This is a genomic window from Streptococcus sanguinis, assembly GCF_001078705.1.
GTDB lineage: Bacteria > Bacillota > Bacilli > Lactobacillales > Streptococcaceae > Streptococcus > Streptococcus sanguinis_D.
In genome coordinates, this window is the sequence record NZ_CDMW01000001.1 from 960,284 (window position 1) to 977,383 (window position 17,100).

Sequence of the window (17,100 nt, forward strand, 5' to 3'; positions counted from 1 at the left end):
AATAAAAAAAGGAAGAGTCCAAAGCAACTTTCTGCTAGAAGTGGATTCTTCCTTTTTTATTTAGAAATTTGCAGAAATGCAGTAACGGAAAGCTTTGTGAGCTTGCTAAAAGTACCCGTCCTTAGATATTATACTCAACTGTCATCGGTTTACTATTTACTTTTTATACGTTTTTTGGTATAATAGTTCATGTTATAAAATGTAACATCGAAGGAGGTTCTATCCATGAAAGCATCAAAATGGCTGATTGCGACTGGAGTTGCACTGAGTGCCGGGCTATTGCTGACGGCTTGTAGCCAGTCTTCATCTAGCACAAATAATTATACTTACGTTTATAGTTCAGACCCTGACAGCTTGAACTATCTTGCTACAAATCGTGCAACGACAGGTGATGTCATTTCCAACCTGGTCGATGGACTTTTTGAAAATGACAAGTATGGGAACCTGATTCCCTCTATCGCGAAGTCATGGACAGTTTCTAAGGACGGTCTGACCTATACTTATAAGCTGCGTGATGATGCTAAATGGTACACATCCGATGGTGAAGAATATGCAGAAGTAAAGGCCCAGGACTTTGTGACTGGCTTGAAGTATGCTGCGGATGAAAATTCAGAAGCTATTTATCTCGTTCAGGATTCTGTGAAGGGCTTGGATGCTTATATTAAGGGTGAAGATAAGAATTTCGACAATGTTGGTGTCAAGGCTATTGACGACCATACACTCCAATACACTCTGGCCCGCCCTGAGCCTTACTGGAACTCTAAAACGACCAGCACGATTCTTTTCCCAGTCAATGAAGAGTTTCTGAAAGCAGAAGGAAGCAATTTTGGCTCTGTCAAGCCATCTAGCATTCTCTATAACGGTCCTTACTTGCTCAAGTCTCTGACTTCCAAGTCTGTGATGGAATTTGTCAAAAACCCAAATTACTTCGACAAAGACAATGTCACTCTGGATAACATCAAGCTGACCTATTATGATGGAAATGATCAGGAAGCGTTGATTCGTAACTTCAGCGATGGCGTTTACAGCACTGCTCGTCTCTATCCGAATAGCTCTGGCTTTGCCTCAGTCAAGAAGAAATACGCGGACAATATCGTATACAGCCCGCAGGATTCTACTTCTTATTACTATAATTTCAACTACAACCGTCAGTCCTACAATCATACTTCTAAAACAACAGATGCTCAAAAATCTGCTACTAACGAAGCGATCATGAACAAAGACTTCCGTCAGGCTATCAACTTTGCCTTTGACCGTACATCTTATGGTGCGCAAGGAAATGGTGAAGACGGAGCGACTAAGGTCTTGAGAAATACCTTGGTACCACCTAGCTTTGTTCAAATTGGCGACAAGGATTTTGGAACCGTTGTTGGGGAAAAATTAGTTAACTATGGCAGTCAATGGCAAGGAATTGACCTCTCTGACGCTCAAGATCCATACTATAATCCTGAAAAAGCTAAGGCGAAATTTGCAGAAGCTAAGCAAGCCTTGCAGGCTAAGGGGGTTGAATTCCCAATTCACTTAGATATGCCAGTGGATCAGTCTAGCACGATTGGCGTTCAATGGGCTAGCTCAACCAAGCAGTCAATCGAATCGGCTCTTGGAGCGGAAAATGTTGTGATTGACCTGCAAAAGATGAGCACAGACGATCTTAATAATATTACTTATTTCGCTAACTCTGCTGCTCAAAAAGACTATGATATGTCTACTGGTGGCTGGACTGGTGACTACCAAGACCCATCTACCTACCTTGATACTCTCAATATCAAGAACGGCGGAAGCTTGCAAAACTTTGGTTTTGAACCAGGTCAAGACAATGATAAGATTAAAGAGTTAGGCTTGGATACATATACTAAGATGCTGGAAGAAGCCAATGCAGAAACCAATGATGTTCAGCTGCGTTACGAAAAGTATGCAGAAGCGGAAGCTTGGTTGCTAGATAGCGGCTTGATTATCCCGACTGTATCACAAGGGGCAACACCGTCTGTTACTAAATCAGTACCATTTACAAAGGCCTACTCACCAGTTGGTGTCAAGGGTTCAGGCTACAACTTCAAGCTGACTCAGCTTCAGAAGGATGTAGTAACGACCAAAGAATACGAAGCAGCTAAGAAAAAATGGAAAGAAGAAGCTACTGCGGCAAATAAAAAAGCCCAGGAAGAACTTGCTGACCACGTTGAAAAATAAAAACGATTAACTTAGCGAGATTGGGGCTGGATTTTTCCAGTCCCTTTTTGAATGGCTTGGTCGGGCTATTCGTGGTAAAATAGAAAAAAATACTGGAAAGAAGTGAGACAGGTGCAGATAAGTATTTATAGTGCATTACCTGAGAAAGAAAAGCAGGCATTGTTTGAATTAGTTCAAGAGTGTAATAAGGGAGACGGAGGCTATCGACTGCCCTATCTAAATAATAATTATAATGCAGATACTAGAATGCCTGCCTTTTTCTTGGCAGAGATGGATGGCCGAACCATCGGCTTTTTATCAGTCTATGCGGATGAACCTGGCCAAGCAGAGGTGTCTCTTTATGTTCTGCCGGCGTATCGTCGTCAGGGTGTGGCTAATCAGCTCCTGGCTGCTTTTTCAAAAGTAGCTGATAAGTATGATTTGATCGAGATTGAGTATATAGCGGAGCTGGCTTTTTTGAACGGTCATCCCGATTTTGCTCGGAGATTTGATTACCAAGAGGGTGAAGCTGAAATCTGGCTGGCGCAGTCTGCTCAAACTTTTCCTCTGGAAAAGAGAGAAGGGATAGAGGTCTTGCAAGGAAGTTTGGACTTGGCAGAGGAAATTGCTGCTTTTCAGTCTCGAGTCTTTGAGACACCGCTAGATGTTGCTTTGAAATACGCTCAAGAATCCATCACCAGTAGCTCCAGTCTGCTTTATATCTTAAAAAAAGATGACCGAGTTGTCGCATCAGTGTCAGTTGATACGGATTTTGGGACCAATTATTTCTTTGGCTTGGCAGTTAATCAAGATTTTCAGGGGCAGGGGCTAGGAAGCTATCTCTTGCTTGCAAGTATGCAGAATTTGAATGAGCTCAATGGACAGGACTTTCAGATTGTCGTAGAAAAGCAGAATACCCGAGCTTTGAAACTTTATAAAAAACTAGGCTTCAAAGAGATGACAGAGGTTGTCTATCTAAAAGAAAAATAGCAAATGTTTCTCAGATTGCTCATTAACTTCAAAGGAGAAACAGGCTTCTTACAGCTGGTTTCTTTTGTTCTGCCTTGGTTTATGGTATAATGAGACGATATGTAAAGAAGGAAAATGTTATGAATATTCAACAATTGCGTTATGTGGTCGCCATTGCCAACAGCGGGACCTTTCGCGAAGCTGCGGAAAAAATGTATGTCAGTCAGCCGAGTCTGTCCATCTCTGTCCGTGATCTGGAAAAAGAGCTGGGTTTCAAGATTTTTCGTCGGACTAGCAGTGGGACTTTTCTGACTCGCCGAGGAATGGAGTTTTATGAAAAAGCTCAAGACTTGGTCAAGGGTTTTGATGTTTTTCAAAATCAATATGCCAATCCTGAGGAAGAGCGGGATGAGTTTTCAATTGCCAGTCAGCACTATGATTTTCTGCCTCCTTTGATCACACAATTTTCTCAGACCTATCCTGAGTATAAGAACTTCCGGATTTTTGAGTCAACAACCGTACAGATTCTGGATGAAGTAGCGCAAGGCCATAGTGAAATTGGCATTATCTATCTTAATAATCAAAATACCAAGGGCATTATGCAGCGGGTGGAAAAGCTGGGCTTGGAAGTAATTGAGTTGATTCCTTTTCAGACCCACATTTACCTGCGGGAAGATCATCCTCTGACACAAAAGGAAGAGCTGGTCATGGAAGATTTAGCGGCTTTGCCGACTGTTCGCTTCACTCAGGAAAAGGACGAGTATCTCTATTATTCAGAGAACTTTGTCGATACCAGTGCCAGCTCACAGATGTTTAATGTGACGGACCGTGCGACTTTGAATGGGATTTTGGAGCGTACGAATGCTTATGCGACTGGATCTGGCTTTTTGGACAGCAACAGTGTGAATGGTATTACTGTCATCAAGCTTCGTGACAACTTGGACAACCACATGGTCTATGTCAAGCGTGAAGATGTGGAATTGACTCAGGTCGGAGAAGACTTCGTATCGGTTATGAAAGAGTATTTTGCACAGAAAAAATAAAGTATGAAAAGAAAAATTATTATTCCTTTTGCAGTCTTGGTTCTTATTGTTGTGGACCAGCTAGTTAAGTTGTATATTGTCAGCGATTTTAAGCTGGGGCAGGTCAAGAGTTTCATTCCGCATCTGGTGAGTCTGACCTATCTTCAGAATACCGGCGCAGCCTTCTCCATGCTGGAAAACCAGCAATGGCTCTTTACTTTGGTGACATTTTTGGTCATCGGCGGAGCTGTTTACTACCTCATCAAGCACCTCCATGCCTCAAAGTGGATGCTGGCTGGGCTGACCTTGGTGATTGCTGGCGGTTTGGGGAACTTTATTGACCGGATACGTCAAGGATTTGTCGTGGACATGTTTCAGTTAGATTTTATTAATTTTGCTATTTTCAATGTGGCTGATATGTATCTGACCTTTGGTGTAGCTATTTTACTGCTGATGATTTTGAAGGAAGAAAAAGATGGAAGTAAGAATTGAGGCTTCAGTAGTTGGTCAGCGATTGGACAAGGCGGTGGCAGAGCTGACAAACCTATCGCGGAGTTTGGCTAATGAGCAGATTAAGGACGGCCTGATTTTGGTCAATGGACAAGCCAAAAAAGCCAAATACGCTGTCAAAGAAGGCGATGTCATCTCCTATGAGCTGCCTGAGCCAGAAGTGTTTGAGTATGTGGCAGAGGATATTCCGCTAGAAATTGTCTACCAAGATGAGGACGTGGCAGTCGTCAATAAACCGCAGGGAATGGTGGTCCATCCTTCGGCAGGCCATACCAGCGGCACGCTAGTCAACGCCCTTATGTACCACATCCAAGACTTGTCCGGCATCAATGGAGTACTCCGGCCAGGGATTGTCCATCGGATTGATAAGGACACTTCAGGGCTTCTCATGATTGCTAAAAACGACCAAGCCCATGTGGCTCTTGCTGATGAGCTTAAGGATAAGAAATCCCTGCGCAAGTATTGGGCTATTGTTCATGGAAATCTGCCTAACGACCGTGGAGTGATTGAAGCACCGATTGGCCGCAGCGAAAAAGACCGCAAGAAGCAGGCTGTGACGGCTAAAGGCAAGCCAGCTCTGACACGTTTCCAGGTCTTGGAACGTTTTGGTGACTATAGCTTGGTTGAGCTTCAGCTAGAAACAGGTCGGACTCATCAAATCCGCGTTCACATGGCCTACATTGGACATCCTGTAGCTGGAGATGGGGTCTACGGACCGCGTAAGACCTTAAAAGGACATGGCCAATTTCTGCACGCACGAACACTGGGCTTCACCCATCCTCGAACTGGTGAAGTGCTGGAATTTACAACTGAAGTGCCAGCCATTTTCCAAGAAACCTTAGAAAAATTGCGACAAGATTAGTCAGGTCCATTCATTATTAAAATACAAATTTTCCTTTGACCGCTTCAATCGCGGTCGTTTTTATTTTCCGTAAATCGTGGTATAATAAGACAATCTGGCAGTGAAGGAAAAGGAAATGAAAGCAAAGCGAATCGTATTTAAGGTGGGAACTTCGTCATTGACAAACGCAGATGGTAGTTTGTCACGCGCCAAGGTAAAGGAAATTACTCGGCAGTTGGCTCTTTTGCATGAGGCGGGACATGAGTTAATCTTGGTCTCATCAGGAGCTATTGCGGCAGGTTTTTCTTCTCTAGGCTTTAAAAAGCGACCGACCAAGGTAGCAGATAAACAGGCTTCAGCTGCGGTTGGACAGGGTTTGCTCTTGGAAGAATATACAACCAATCTTCTTTTGAAGCAAATCATTTCAGCACAGATTCTTCTGACACAAGATGATTTTGCGGACAAGCGGCGTTACAAGAATGCCCATCAGGCCTTGTCTGTCTTGCTGAATCGCGGTGCTATTCCCATCATCAATGAAAATGACTCAGTGGCCATCGAGGAGCTTAAGGTTGGGGATAATGATACACTGAGTGCTCAAGTAGCGGCTATGGTTCAGGCGGATCTCCTGGTGCTCTTGACAGATGTAGATGGCCTTTACACAGCCAATCCCTCTAACAATCCAGATGCCCGCCGACTTGAAAAGATTGAGAAGATTAGCTCTGAGCTGATTGATATGGCTGGCGGTGCAGGAACGAGCAATGGAACTGGCGGCATGCTGACAAAGATTAAGGCTGCAACGCTTGCGACCATGTCTGGAGTTCCAGTCTATATCTGCTCCTCGCTCAAGACTGATGCTCTGCTGGAAGCTGCTGAGGGAACCAAGGATGGCAGTCTCTTTTTGGCCCAGGAAAAAGGTCTAAAAACGCAGAAGCAATGGTTGGCTTTCTACGCTAAAAGTCAAGGGGAAATCTATGTAGACCAAGGAGCAGCCAACGCTCTCAGAAATAATGGAAAAAGTTTGTTGGTATCCGGTCTTGTATCTGTATCGGGCAGCTTTGCCTATCAGGATACGGTGACCGTTTATGAAGAAGGCAGCGGAGCTATTCTTGGTAAAGGGCGCGTGCGTTTTGGCAAATCGTCTCTTAAGGATATGCTCAAGTCTAATAAACCTAAAGGTGTCGTCATTCATCGGGATGACTGGATTTCTCTGACACCGGAGTTGAATGATTTATTTGCAGAATTTTAGAAGACAAGGAAAGGAGAAGCGATGACCTCAACACAAGCGATTTTTGAAAAGGTTCAGAAAGTCAAGAAGACGATCAATACGGCCACAACTACTGAGAAAAACCATGCTTTGGAAGAAATGGCAAAGCAGCTCTGGCTTTCTCGTGCGGACATTTTAGCAGCCAATGAATTGGATATGGCCACAGCTAAAGGTAAGATTTCAGATGTGATGCTGGACCGCCTCTATCTGGATGAGGAGCGGATTGCTGCCATGGCAGAGGGCATTCGCCAACTGATTGACTTGGAGGATCCTGTAGGGCAAGTCTTGGAAAGGACCGAGCTTGATAACGGTCTTGTCATCAGTAAGAAGCGGGTGGCTATGGGCGTGATTGGGATTATCTACGAAAGCCGGCCTAATGTCACCTCTGACGCTGCGGCTCTGGCTCTAAAGAGTGGTAGCGCAGTCGTTCTCAGAAGCGGCAAGGATGCCTATCAGACAGCGTTAGCTATTGTCACAGCTCTGAAAAAAGGCTTGGCTCAGACGGCGATTTCACCGGATTGTATCCAGTTGGTTTCTGATACCAGCCGGGCTTCTGCCCAGGCTATGATGAAGGCCAAAGGATATCTGGATTTGCTCATTCCTCGTGGAGGTGCGGGACTGATTCAGGCGGTAGTTGAAAATGCTACTGTACCGGTTATTGAGACAGGTACTGGAATTGTCCATGTATATGTAGATAAGGATGCTGATCAAGACAAAGCTTTGGCCATTATTGAGAATGCCAAGACCAGTCGCCCTTCTGTCTGCAATGCCATGGAGGGCCTGCTGGTTCATGAAGAGATTGCAGCTGAATTTTTACCACGTTTGCAGAAAATCTTGGTGACAGAACGTGATGCTGCGCAAGAAAAAGCTGTTGAATTACGTTTGGATGAGAAAGCAGCTCAGTATATCTCGGGCTCGCAAGCTAAACCAGAAGATTTTGATACCGAATTTTTGGACTATATCTTAGCAGTCAAGCTGGTGCCTTCGCTAGAAAAAGCAGTAGAGCATATCGAAGCCCACAGCACTCATCACTCGGATGCCATTGTGACGGATAACGATGCAGCGGCAGCTTACTTCACGGAGCAGGTGGATAGTGCAGCAGTTTATGTCAATGCCTCAACCCGCTTTACAGATGGCAGTCAATTTGGGCTTGGCTGCGAAATGGGGATTTCTACTCAAAAACTGCATGCCAGAGGTCCTATGGGGCTGAAAGAGTTGACCAGCTATAAGTACGTCATCCAAGGGACTGGTCAGGTGAGGAAATAATGATGAAAATTGGATTTATCGGTCTGGGAAATATGGGTGGCAGTCTCGCTCGCCTAGTTGCCAAAGATGAAAGATTTAGAAGCGAATTGTTACTGGCCAATCGCAGTCGTGACAAGGCTGAAAAGATTGCTGCGGAAGTTGGTGGGCAGCCGGTCAGTAATGAAGAGGTTTTTGCTCAGGCAGAGGTGATTTTTCTGGGAATCAAACCAGCTCAATTTGCTGACTTGCTGGCTGATTATCGGAAAATTCTAGAAAAACGGGATTCTCTTCTGCTGGTTTCGATGGCTGCTGGTCTAACCTTAGAGCTATTAGAAAAATTGACACCTAGCCACTATCGTTGGATTCGGATCATGCCTAATACACCAGTAGCAGTAGGCGAGGGTGTTATTACCTATAGCTTATCTCAGCAGGCGAATCAAGCGGACGAAGACTTGTTGCGTGAGCTTCTGTCTTCGGCTGGCCTTTTGATCAAACTAGAGGAAAAGCAGTTGGATGCAGCAACAGCTCTTGCTGGCTGTGGACCAGCTTTCGTCTATCTATTTATAGAGGCCTTAGCGGACGCTGGTGTCCGAGCAGGACTCAGTCGCGACATCTCGCTTGAACTAGCCAATCAGACCCTCTTAGGCACTGCCAAGCTAAGTCAGGTCAGTGGGCAACATCCTGCCGAGCTCAAAGACCAGGTCTGCAGTCCGGCTGGTTCAACCATTGCCGGGGTAGCCAGTCTGGAAGAAAATGCCTTTCGAGGAACGGTCATGGATGCCGTTCAAGCTGCCTACAAGAGGACGCAAGAGTTGGGGAAGAAGTGATTTACCAAGTCATTTTTATCCATATAGAAACAAGGTGACATGTGAGGACAATATTTTTTCTTTGTCCTTGCAACGTCTCTTTTTTTCTTTGTTTGATTATCAAATAAGTCCTCATTCTAAAACTGTGGTATAATAAGTACTATGCAAACCAAACCGACTTCTGCTTATGTGCACATTCCTTTTTGTACCCAGATTTGTTATTATTGTGATTTTTCCAAGGTTTTTATCAAAAATCAGCCGGTGGATTCTTATCTGGAGCATTTGATTGAGGAGTATCATTCGTACGATATCAAAAAGCTCCGTACCCTCTATATCGGTGGAGGGACTCCGACGGCTCTATCTGCGCCTCAATTAGCCTTTTTGCTGGAAAAGCTGACGGACAAGTTAGATTTATCTTATCTAGAAGAGTTGACCATTGAAGCCAATCCTGGGGACTTAGATCAGGAGAAGATTGCTGTACTCAAAGACTCGCCTATCAATCGGGTTTCGCTGGGCGTACAGACTTTCAACGACCGTATGCTCAAGCAGATTGGCCGCAGTCACTTAGAAAAAGACATCTATGAGAATATTACCAATCTCAAAAAAGCGGGCTTTGACAATATCTCGATTGATCTGATTTATGCCCTGCCCAAGCAAACTATGGAAGATGTGAAAACCAATGTAGCCAAGGCTATTGCTCTGGACATTCCCCACATGAGTTTGTACAGCTTGATTTTGGAAAACCACACAGTATTTATGAATCGGATGCGACGAGGGAAACTGCCTCTGCCCAAGGAAGATTTGGAAGCGGAGATGTTTGACTACATTATAGCTGAGCTCGAAAAGGCCGGCTTTGAGCATTATGAGATTTCAAACTTTTCCAAGCCAGGCTTTGAGAGCCGTCACAACCTCATGTACTGGGACAATGCGGAGTATTATGGTATTGGAGCGGGAGCGTCTGGCTATGTCGATGGTGTTCGCTATAAAAACCACGGCCCCATTCGTCGTTATCTGCAGGCAGTGGAAGCGGGCAATGCCCGTGTGCAGGAAGAAGTGCTGACGCTGAAAGAAAAGATGGAAGAAGAGATGTTTCTAGGACTGCGCAAGAAGTCAGGTGTTTCTAAAAAACGATTTGAGGAAAAATTTGGTCTTTCCTTTGAAGACCAGTACGGAGCTGTTGTGGCTGAATTGACTGAGCAGGGCTTGTTAGTGGCAGACAGAGACATCGTGCGCATGACCAAACAAGGCCTCTTTTTGGGCGATACGGTTGCTGAGAAATTTATATTGGAGTAAATCATGGGCTTAACTTATCAAATGAAAATGAAAATTCCTTTTGATATGGCAGATATGAATGGCCATATCAAGCTGCCAGATGTTATCCTGCTATCCTTGCAGGTATCGGGGATGCAGTCGATTGAGCTAGGTGTTAGCGACAAGGATATGCTGGAGCAGTATAATCTTGTCTGGATTATCACGGACTATGATATTGATGTGACACGACTGCCACGCTTTGCAGAGGAGATTGCCATTGAAACAGAAGCTTTGACCTACAATAGGCTCTTTTGCTACCGGCGCTTCACGATTTTTGATGAAGCGGGTCAAGCCATTATCAAGATGATGGCGACCTTTGTTCTCATGGACCGGGATAGCCGTAAGGTTCGTCCGGTAGATCCGGAGATTGTAGCGCCTTATCAATCTGAGTTTTCCAAGAAATTACTGCGCGGTCCTAAGTATCCAGACTTGGAAAACCCTATCAGCAAGGACTACCATGTGCGCTTTTACGATTTGGATATGAACGGACATGTCAACAATAGCAAGTATCTGGACTGGATCTTTGAGGTCATGGGCGCAGACTTCCTCACCCAGCACATTCCCAAGAAAGTCCATCTTAAGTATGTCAAGGAAGTCCGACCAGGCGGTATGATTGCTTCTAGCTATGACCTAGAAGGTCTGCAGAGCAATCACCAAATTTCCAGTGATGGTGAAGTGAATGCTCAGGCTTTGGTGACCTGGCAAGAGTTTAAACAAGAGAATGAGGAAGAGCAGACATGACTTATAAAGGATATTTGATTGATTTAGACGGGACGATTTATAAGGGCAAGAGCAGAATTCCGGCTGGTGAAGCTTTTGTGCATGAGCTGCAGAAGCGCAAGATTCCCTATCTTTTCGTGACCAATAATACTACTCGCACGCCAGAAGCGGTTCAGACCATGCTGGCTGCAAATTTCAATATTGAGACGCCACTTGAAACTATTTACACAGCTACTTTAGCTACCATCGATTATATGCAGGAGAAAAATCTGGGCAAGAAAGCTTACGTTATTGGTGATGTTGGGCTTAAACATGCCATTGAAGAAGCTGGATATATAGAGGATACAGAAAATCCTGACTATGTGGTAGTGGGGCTGGACTGGGAAGTGGATTATGAGAAGCTGACAATAGCGACTCTGGCCATTCAAAAGGGTGCTCATTTTATCGGGACCAATCCTGATCTCAATATTCCGACAGAACGAGGTCTGCAGCCGGGAGCGGGTGCTATCAACGCCCTCTTAGAAGCAGCCACTCGGGTTGAGCCGACCTTTATCGGCAAGCCCAATGCCATCATAATGGGAAAAGCCATAGAGCATCTAGGGTTGGCGCGTGAAGAAGTGGTCATGGTGGGTGATAACTATCTGACAGATATTCGAGCGGGAATTGACAATGGCATTCCGACTCTCTTGGTGACGACAGGTTTTACCCTGCCAGAAGAGGTGCCTAATCTGCCTATCCAACCGACGCATGTCTTGTCCAGTCTAGCGGAGTGGGACTTCGATGCGTGATAAATTGAGATTTTCAGCAAGCGTCTTGTGCTTGTTGGCAGCAGCAATCTTGCTAACTATTTATCTGGCTTGGTTCTTATACCCAATGGAGATTTCTTATTTCAACCTACCAGATAAAGTTTATTTAAAATCAGAGACCATTCAGTATAATTTTAATATTTTGATGAATTACCTGACCAATCCTTTTAGTCAGAAACTGGCGATGCCGGATTTTCGCTCGTCGGCAGCTGGGCTGCATCATTTTCAGGTGGTCAAGTATCTTTTTCACTTGGCGCAAGCTATTTTTCTAGTTACTCTGCCTGCTTTGATTTTCTTTGTCAAAAAAGTGGTCAAAAAGGGATTTTTAGGTCTCTACAGATGGGCTTTTCTAGTGATCAGTATATTGCCACTTGTCTTTGCTGGACTGGCTTTTATGATTGGTTTCAACAATTTTTTCACACTCTTTCATCAAGTTCTCTTTGCCGGAGACAATACCTGGATGTTTGACCCAGCCAATGATCCAGTCATTTGGATTCTGCCAGAAGAATTTTTTATGCACGTCTTTATTCTTTTTGCTTTGCTTTATGAGGGAATCTTTTTGGCCTTGTATTTTCTGAGTAGAAAGGGTAAAGAGCAAACTTAATATAGGAGATTTTATGTATTATATACCCGAACCTTTAAATCCTAAAAAAGATCTAGGACGATTTTCAGCGACCTGCTTTACTTATTTATGGGTTATGCTTGGTTCTGTTTTCATTTATGCATTTGTGGCTTTTTTCGTTATCATGCCTGGGCAAGGTATGGATATTCAAAAGACACAGGAAGTTCTCACTAAATTTATTGAAAAAGATGGTGGAGCCTATATTCTAGCTTCCTGTCTTGGTGTTCTTACTTTCACGGTGTCTCGGGGCAAGCAGCTTTTTAAGTATGACCTTCGTCGTAAGGGACAGAAGATGACTCCTAAAGTTTTCTTTTATACGATTTGCTTCCTTTTATTTGCCCAATTATTCACAGCTGTTGTCAATCAGCTCATGCAGGCTATCATTCAGCTCTTCAATCTGAATCTTTCTGGTATGGAATCAGGGAGCGGCGGTTCTGAGACACTGACTATGCTGATTTATTCATCTTTGATGGCTCCAGTTACGGAGGAGATTATTTTCAGAGGTGCTGGTTTGCGAGCGTTAGAGAAGCATGGAAAGATTTTTGCCATTCTGATGACTTCGATTTTATTTGGCCTTTTTCACGAAAATCTATATCAGCTTTATTTTGCTAGTTTTATCGGTTTGGGGCTTGGCTATATCGCTTTTGAGTATTCGATTATCTGGTCTATCGTGTTTCATGCTATCAATAACTTTGTCATAGCAGAAGGTTTAGCTTTTCTTTCAAAAAGAGCTCCAGAGCCTATTGTCAACATCTTTTTTTACGGCCTATTAATTGCTGGCAGCACGGTATTTCTTTTGTTCTTAATTCTGAAATGGCCAAAATTTAAGGAATACATTGATGCTAATCGTTCGCTCCCAGGGACCTACCGACAGGCTTTTAAATCAGTCTGGTTCTGGGTTCTGGTTGTGTTTACTTTTCTTGGAACTTTTCTGCCTGTTATGGCAGCCTATCTTGTATCATTGTTCAAACCCTATTAGCCTTTTATTTAATAAATGTAAGTTGAACATCAAAAAGAGTTGGATTATAGTCCAGCTCTTTTTTGTTCGGTAAAAAGATAGAAAATGAAAGAATTTGATAGAAAGTGCTTGACATTGAAAAATAAAGAGGTATAATAATAATCGTAAACGATTCCAAAGGAGGTGCTTTATGCTGAAGTCGGAAAGAAAGCAAGTTATTCTAGAGACAGTCATAAAAGAAAAATTTGTTTCTTTAGACTACCTGGTACATGCTTTAAACACTTCAGAGTCAACTATCAGAAGAGATTTGGATGAACTGGAGAGCGAACATAAACTGCGACGAGTTCATGGTGGGGCCGAAAGCTTTCATTTTCTGCAGGAAGAAGAGAGTAATCAGGAAAAATCTATCAAAAGCATTCAAGAAAAGACAGCTATTGCCAAGATGGCAGCAAGCTTGATTCAAGAGCATGATGTGATTTTTATTGATGCGGGGACAACCAATGAGCTCTTAGTCAATGAGCTGCATGATCCAAGAGTGACAGTCGTCACCAACTCCATTCACCATGCGACCAAGTTGGTGGAGCGCAATATCCCGACAGTCATTATCGGCGGAAAGGTCAAGCGCTCAACGGATGCCAGCATTGGCGGTGTTGCCTTAAATCAAATCGGTCAGTTGAATTTTGATAAGGCCTTTATTGGAATGAATGGCATTGACAATGGCTTCTTTACCACTCCAGATATGGAGGAAGGAGCTGTCAAAAGAGCGATTTTAGAGAACGCTAAGAAGACTTATGTCTTGGCTGATCTTTCTAAACTTGGACAGACGTCCTTTGTAAAGGTCGCTCCTCTTGCCAAGGCAAGTATTATTACTAATCAACATGAATCGCAACTGATTCAAGCGCTCAAAGAAAAAACGGAGGTGATTGAAGTATGATTTATACTGTCACACTAAACCCTTCCATCGACTATATTGTCCGTCTGGACAAGGTCCTTATAGGAAGCGTCAATCGGATGGACAGTGACGACAAATTCGCTGGCGGGAAGGGAATCAATGTTAGCCGAGTTCTCAAACGTCTAGGTATTGAGAATACAGCGACTGGCTTTATCGGTGGGTTTACTGGAAAGTTCATCACAGATATTCTGGAAGAGGAAGGGATTTCCAGCCATTTTGTAGAGGTTGAGCAGGATACTCGTATCAATGTCAAGATTAAAGCAGATGCTGAGACAGAGATTAACGGACCAGGTCCAGAAATTTCTCATCAGAAACTAGAAGAACTGAAATCATTTCTTTCTTCTCTGACTTCAGAAGATACAGTAGTCTTCGCTGGCAGCAGTCCTAAAAATCTAGGAAATGTTGTCTACAAGGAGCTGATTGGCTTAACCAGAAAGACAGGAGCACAAGTCGTCTGTGACTTTGAAGGCCAGACGTTGCTTGATTCATTAGAGTTTGAGCCGCTCTTAGTCAAACCTAACAACCACGAACTAGGTGATATTTTCGGAGTCAAGCTTGAAAGCTTGGATCAGATTGAGAGTTATGCCCGTCAAATCTTAGACAAGGGTGCCCAGCATGTGATTATTTCCATGGCTGGCGACGGTGCCTTGCTGGTAACTCAAGAGGGTGCCTACTTCGCTAAACCTATCAAGGGCGATGTGAAGAATTCTGTTGGTGCTGGAGACTCCATGGTGGCTGGGTTTACTGGAGAGTTTGTCCGGTCTAGCGATGTTATTCAAGCCTTCAAATGGGGAGTTGCCTGCGGAACGGCAACCACCTTCTCAGATGATTTGGCGACAGCTGATTTTATAAAAGAAATCTATGAAAAAGTAGAGGTAGAAAAAATATGAAAATTCAAGACTTACTAAGAAAAGATGTGATGCTGCTTGACTTACAGGCAACAGAGAAAAAAGCTGTTATCGAAGAAATGATTCAAAGCCTAGTGGAACATGGTTATGTGACAGACTTCGAGACTTTTAAAGAAGGGATTTTGGCTCGTGAAGCCTTGACTTCTACAGGCTTGGGTGACGGGATTGCTATGCCTCACAGCAAAAATACTGCAGTGAAAGAAGCGACTGTACTTTTTGCCAAGTCAAATAAAGGCGTAGATTATGAAAGTTTGGATGGCCAACCAACTGACCTTTTCTTCATGATTGCAGCTCCAGAAGGTGCTAACGATACTCACTTGGCTGCCTTGGCTGAATTGTCTCAATACCTGATGAAGGATGGTTTTGCGGATAAATTGCGCCAAGTGACTTCGCCTGATCAGGTGATTGAGCTCTTTGACCAAGCTTCAGAAAAAGCAGAAGAACCTGCTGTCGTCGAACCTGCCAATGAAGGCGGAGACTTCCTTGTAGCTGTAACAGCTTGTACGACAGGGATTGCGCATACTTACATGGCTCAAGAGGCCTTACAGAAGGTCGCTGCTGAAATGGGTGTCGGCATCAAGGTTGAAACCAACGGTGCCAGCGGTGTAGGAAATAAACTGACAGCAGAAGATATCAAAAATGCCAAGGCTGTTATCATTGCAGCAGATAAAGCAGTAGAAATGAATCGCTTTGACGGCAAGCCTTTGATCAATCGTCCAGTTGCGGATGGTATTCGTAAGACAGAAGAACTGATTAATCTGGCTCTTTCAGGAAATGCTGAGATTTACAAGGCTGCTAACGGCGGCGGTGCTGCCGAATCAAGCAATGAGAAACTTAGTCTGGGCGGTGCTTTCTACAAGCACTTGATGAGCGGTGTTTCCCAAATGTTGCCATTCGTTATTGGTGGCGGGATTATGATTGCCATTGCATTCTTGCTGGATCAGATCTTAGGTGTACCAAAAGATCAGCTTTCTAATCTGGGAAGTTATCATGAGATTGCAGCGCAGTTTAAAGCAATTGGTGGAGCAGCATTTGGCTTTATGTTGCCAGTATTAGCTGGTTATATCGCTTACTCAATCGCTGAAAAGCCTGGTCTGGTTTCTGGTTTCGTAGCTGGTGCCATTGCAAGCAGCGGTGCATCATTTGGCGGTGTTGCCTATGCTGAAGGCGGTCAGAAGACTCTTGAATTAACTGGTGTGTCATCTGGTTTCCTAGGAGCTTTGGTAGGCGGTTTCTTAGCTGGTGGTATCATTCTTCTCCTTCGTAAGCTTCTTGCAGGTCTGCCTCGCTCACTTGAAGGTATCCGTTCAATCCTTCTTTTGCCTCTTCTGGGTGTTCTTGTGACTGGATTTGTGATGTTGGCGGTCAATATTCCAATGTCAGCAATCAATACAGCCTTGAACGATTTCTTGGGAAGCCTGAGCGGAAGCTCGGCTGTACTTCTTGGTCTCTTGGTCGGTGGTATGATGGCTGTCGATATGGGTGGACCGGTTAATAAGGCTGCTTATGTATTCGGTACTAGTACACTGGCAAGCACTGTTTCAACTGGTGGTTCACCAGTCATGGCTGCAGTTATGGCAGCGGGTATGGTTCCGCCTTTGGCAGTATTTCTTGCAACTCTTTTGTTCAAACATAAATTCACTGAAGAAGAACGTGATTCAGGTTTGACAAACATTGTCATGGGTCTGTCTTTCATCACAGAAGGAGCTATCCCGTTTGGAGCTGCTGACCCAGCCCGCGCTATTCCAAGCTTTATTGTAGGTTCTGCTCTTACGGGTGCTCTTGTAGGATTGTCTGGTATCAAGCTTATGGCTCCTCACGGAGGAATCTTCGTTATCGGCTTGACAAACAATCCAATCCTTTACTTGGTATATGTATTGATTGGTGCGGTAGTCAGCGGTCTTATCTTTGGTTACTTGCGCAAACCACTTGAAAAATGATATTTAAAAGAATCTCGCTTGTCAGTGAGGTTCTTTTTTGTGTTTTCCAACATGCAAATT

At 44.0% G+C, this 17,100-nt stretch carries 16 protein-coding genes; all 16 read left to right on the plus strand.

Translation table 11 applies throughout. From position 1 onward, the window contains the following. The first annotated feature begins 225 nt into the window (after positions 1 to 225). Positions 226 to 2,187, plus strand: a complete 1,962-nt coding sequence (locus SSV_RS04805; RefSeq protein WP_072073897.1) for a peptide ABC transporter substrate-binding protein — start codon at positions 226 to 228, stop codon at positions 2,185 to 2,187. 111 nt (positions 2,188 to 2,298) lie between these two features. Continuing rightward, positions 2,299 to 3,156 carry a GNAT family N-acetyltransferase gene (locus SSV_RS04815; RefSeq protein ID WP_176693563.1) on the plus strand — a complete coding sequence of 286 codons (858 nt, stop codon included), beginning with the start codon at positions 2,299 to 2,301 and terminating at the stop codon, positions 3,154 to 3,156. A gap of 119 nt (positions 3,157 to 3,275) precedes the next feature. Then, positions 3,276 to 4,178, plus strand: a complete 903-nt coding sequence (locus SSV_RS04820; protein WP_141640135.1) for a LysR family transcriptional regulator — start codon at positions 3,276 to 3,278, stop codon at positions 4,176 to 4,178. Positions 4,179 to 4,181: 3 nt separating this feature from the next. Continuing rightward, the gene (lspA, locus tag SSV_RS04825) at positions 4,182 to 4,649 is read left to right on the plus strand and encodes a signal peptidase II (protein WP_002895609.1); all 468 of its coding nucleotides are present in this window, start codon (positions 4,182 to 4,184) and stop codon (positions 4,647 to 4,649) included. Further along, a complete protein-coding gene (locus SSV_RS04830; RefSeq protein WP_072073901.1) occupies positions 4,633 to 5,529 on the plus strand; it encodes an RluA family pseudouridine synthase in 897 nt (298 codons plus the stop codon). The genes lspA and SSV_RS04830 overlap by 17 nt, the downstream gene beginning before the upstream one ends. Before the next feature lie 115 nt (positions 5,530 to 5,644). After that, positions 5,645 to 6,754: a glutamate 5-kinase gene (gene proB / locus SSV_RS04835; protein WP_072073902.1), complete on the plus strand. Its 1,110-nt coding sequence runs from the start codon at positions 5,645 to 5,647 to the stop codon at positions 6,752 to 6,754. Between the two features lie 21 nt (positions 6,755 to 6,775). Then, on the plus strand, positions 6,776 to 8,038 hold the full coding sequence (locus tag SSV_RS04840; RefSeq protein WP_072073903.1) for a glutamate-5-semialdehyde dehydrogenase: 1,263 nt from the start codon (positions 6,776 to 6,778) through the stop codon (positions 8,036 to 8,038). 2 nt (positions 8,039 to 8,040) lie between these two features. Beyond that, positions 8,041 to 8,844 (plus strand): pyrroline-5-carboxylate reductase, encoded by an 804-nt coding sequence (gene proC, locus SSV_RS04845; protein WP_072073904.1) that lies wholly within the window; start codon positions 8,041 to 8,043, stop codon positions 8,842 to 8,844. 141 nt (positions 8,845 to 8,985) lie between these two features. Beyond that, positions 8,986 to 10,116, plus strand: a complete 1,131-nt coding sequence (gene hemW / locus SSV_RS04850; RefSeq protein ID WP_072073905.1) for a radical SAM family heme chaperone HemW — start codon at positions 8,986 to 8,988, stop codon at positions 10,114 to 10,116. A gap of 3 nt (positions 10,117 to 10,119) precedes the next feature. Continuing rightward, a complete protein-coding gene (locus SSV_RS04855; protein WP_072073906.1) occupies positions 10,120 to 10,875 on the plus strand; it encodes an acyl-[acyl-carrier-protein] thioesterase in 756 nt (251 codons plus the stop codon). Continuing rightward, positions 10,872 to 11,642, plus strand: coding sequence for a TIGR01457 family HAD-type hydrolase (locus SSV_RS04860; RefSeq protein ID WP_072073907.1), 771 nt, complete (start codon positions 10,872 to 10,874; stop codon positions 11,640 to 11,642). The genes SSV_RS04855 and SSV_RS04860 overlap by 4 nt, the downstream gene beginning before the upstream one ends. Further along, positions 11,635 to 12,264, plus strand: coding sequence for a TIGR01906 family membrane protein (locus tag SSV_RS04865; protein WP_072073908.1), 630 nt, complete (start codon positions 11,635 to 11,637; stop codon positions 12,262 to 12,264). Before SSV_RS04860 ends, SSV_RS04865 begins: the two co-directional genes overlap by 8 nt. 13 nt (positions 12,265 to 12,277) lie before the next feature. Next, a complete protein-coding gene (locus tag SSV_RS04870; protein ID WP_072073909.1) occupies positions 12,278 to 13,261 on the plus strand; it encodes a CPBP family intramembrane glutamic endopeptidase in 984 nt (327 codons plus the stop codon). A 169-nt stretch (positions 13,262 to 13,430) separates the two neighbouring features. Next, complete coding sequence (locus tag SSV_RS04875) at positions 13,431 to 14,174, plus strand: DeoR/GlpR family DNA-binding transcription regulator (protein WP_072073910.1); 744 nt, start codon at positions 13,431 to 13,433, stop codon at positions 14,172 to 14,174. Beyond that, complete coding sequence (gene pfkB / locus SSV_RS04880; RefSeq protein ID WP_072073911.1) at positions 14,171 to 15,082, plus strand: 1-phosphofructokinase; 912 nt, start codon at positions 14,171 to 14,173, stop codon at positions 15,080 to 15,082. Before SSV_RS04875 ends, pfkB begins: the two co-directional genes overlap by 4 nt. Beyond that, complete coding sequence (locus SSV_RS04885) at positions 15,079 to 17,040, plus strand: PTS fructose transporter subunit IIABC (RefSeq protein WP_072073912.1); 1,962 nt, start codon at positions 15,079 to 15,081, stop codon at positions 17,038 to 17,040. Before pfkB ends, SSV_RS04885 begins: the two co-directional genes overlap by 4 nt. Positions 17,041 to 17,100: the final 60 nt, after the last annotated feature.

Excerpts from the sequence above, each read along its gene's own strand:
- proB (WP_072073902.1), top strand. The coding sequence starts at position 5,645 with ATGAAAGCAAAGCGAATCGTATTTAAGGTGGGAACTTCGTCATTGACA.
- SSV_RS04860 (WP_072073907.1), top strand. The coding sequence starts at position 10,872 with ATGACTTATAAAGGATATTTGATTGATTTAGACGGGACGATTTATAAG.
- proC (WP_072073904.1), top strand. The coding sequence starts at position 8,041 with ATGAAAATTGGATTTATCGGTCTGGGAAATATGGGTGGCAGTCTCGCT.
- SSV_RS04820 (WP_141640135.1), top strand. The coding sequence starts at position 3,276 with ATGAATATTCAACAATTGCGTTATGTGGTCGCCATTGCCAACAGCGGG.
- SSV_RS04855 (WP_072073906.1), top strand. The coding sequence starts at position 10,120 with ATGGGCTTAACTTATCAAATGAAAATGAAAATTCCTTTTGATATGGCA.
- SSV_RS04870 (WP_072073909.1), top strand. The coding sequence starts at position 12,278 with ATGTATTATATACCCGAACCTTTAAATCCTAAAAAAGATCTAGGACGA.
- hemW (WP_072073905.1), top strand. The coding sequence starts at position 8,986 with ATGCAAACCAAACCGACTTCTGCTTATGTGCACATTCCTTTTTGTACC.
- SSV_RS04840 (WP_072073903.1), top strand. The coding sequence starts at position 6,776 with ATGACCTCAACACAAGCGATTTTTGAAAAGGTTCAGAAAGTCAAGAAG.
- SSV_RS04830 (WP_072073901.1), top strand. The coding sequence starts at position 4,633 with ATGGAAGTAAGAATTGAGGCTTCAGTAGTTGGTCAGCGATTGGACAAG.
- lspA (WP_002895609.1), top strand. The coding sequence starts at position 4,182 with ATGAAAAGAAAAATTATTATTCCTTTTGCAGTCTTGGTTCTTATTGTT.
- pfkB (WP_072073911.1), top strand. The coding sequence starts at position 14,171 with ATGATTTATACTGTCACACTAAACCCTTCCATCGACTATATTGTCCGT.
- SSV_RS04805 (WP_072073897.1), top strand. The coding sequence starts at position 226 with ATGAAAGCATCAAAATGGCTGATTGCGACTGGAGTTGCACTGAGTGCC.
- SSV_RS04885 (WP_072073912.1), top strand. The coding sequence starts at position 15,079 with ATGAAAATTCAAGACTTACTAAGAAAAGATGTGATGCTGCTTGACTTA.
- SSV_RS04875 (WP_072073910.1), top strand. The coding sequence starts at position 13,431 with ATGCTGAAGTCGGAAAGAAAGCAAGTTATTCTAGAGACAGTCATAAAA.
- SSV_RS04865 (WP_072073908.1), top strand. The coding sequence starts at position 11,635 with ATGCGTGATAAATTGAGATTTTCAGCAAGCGTCTTGTGCTTGTTGGCA.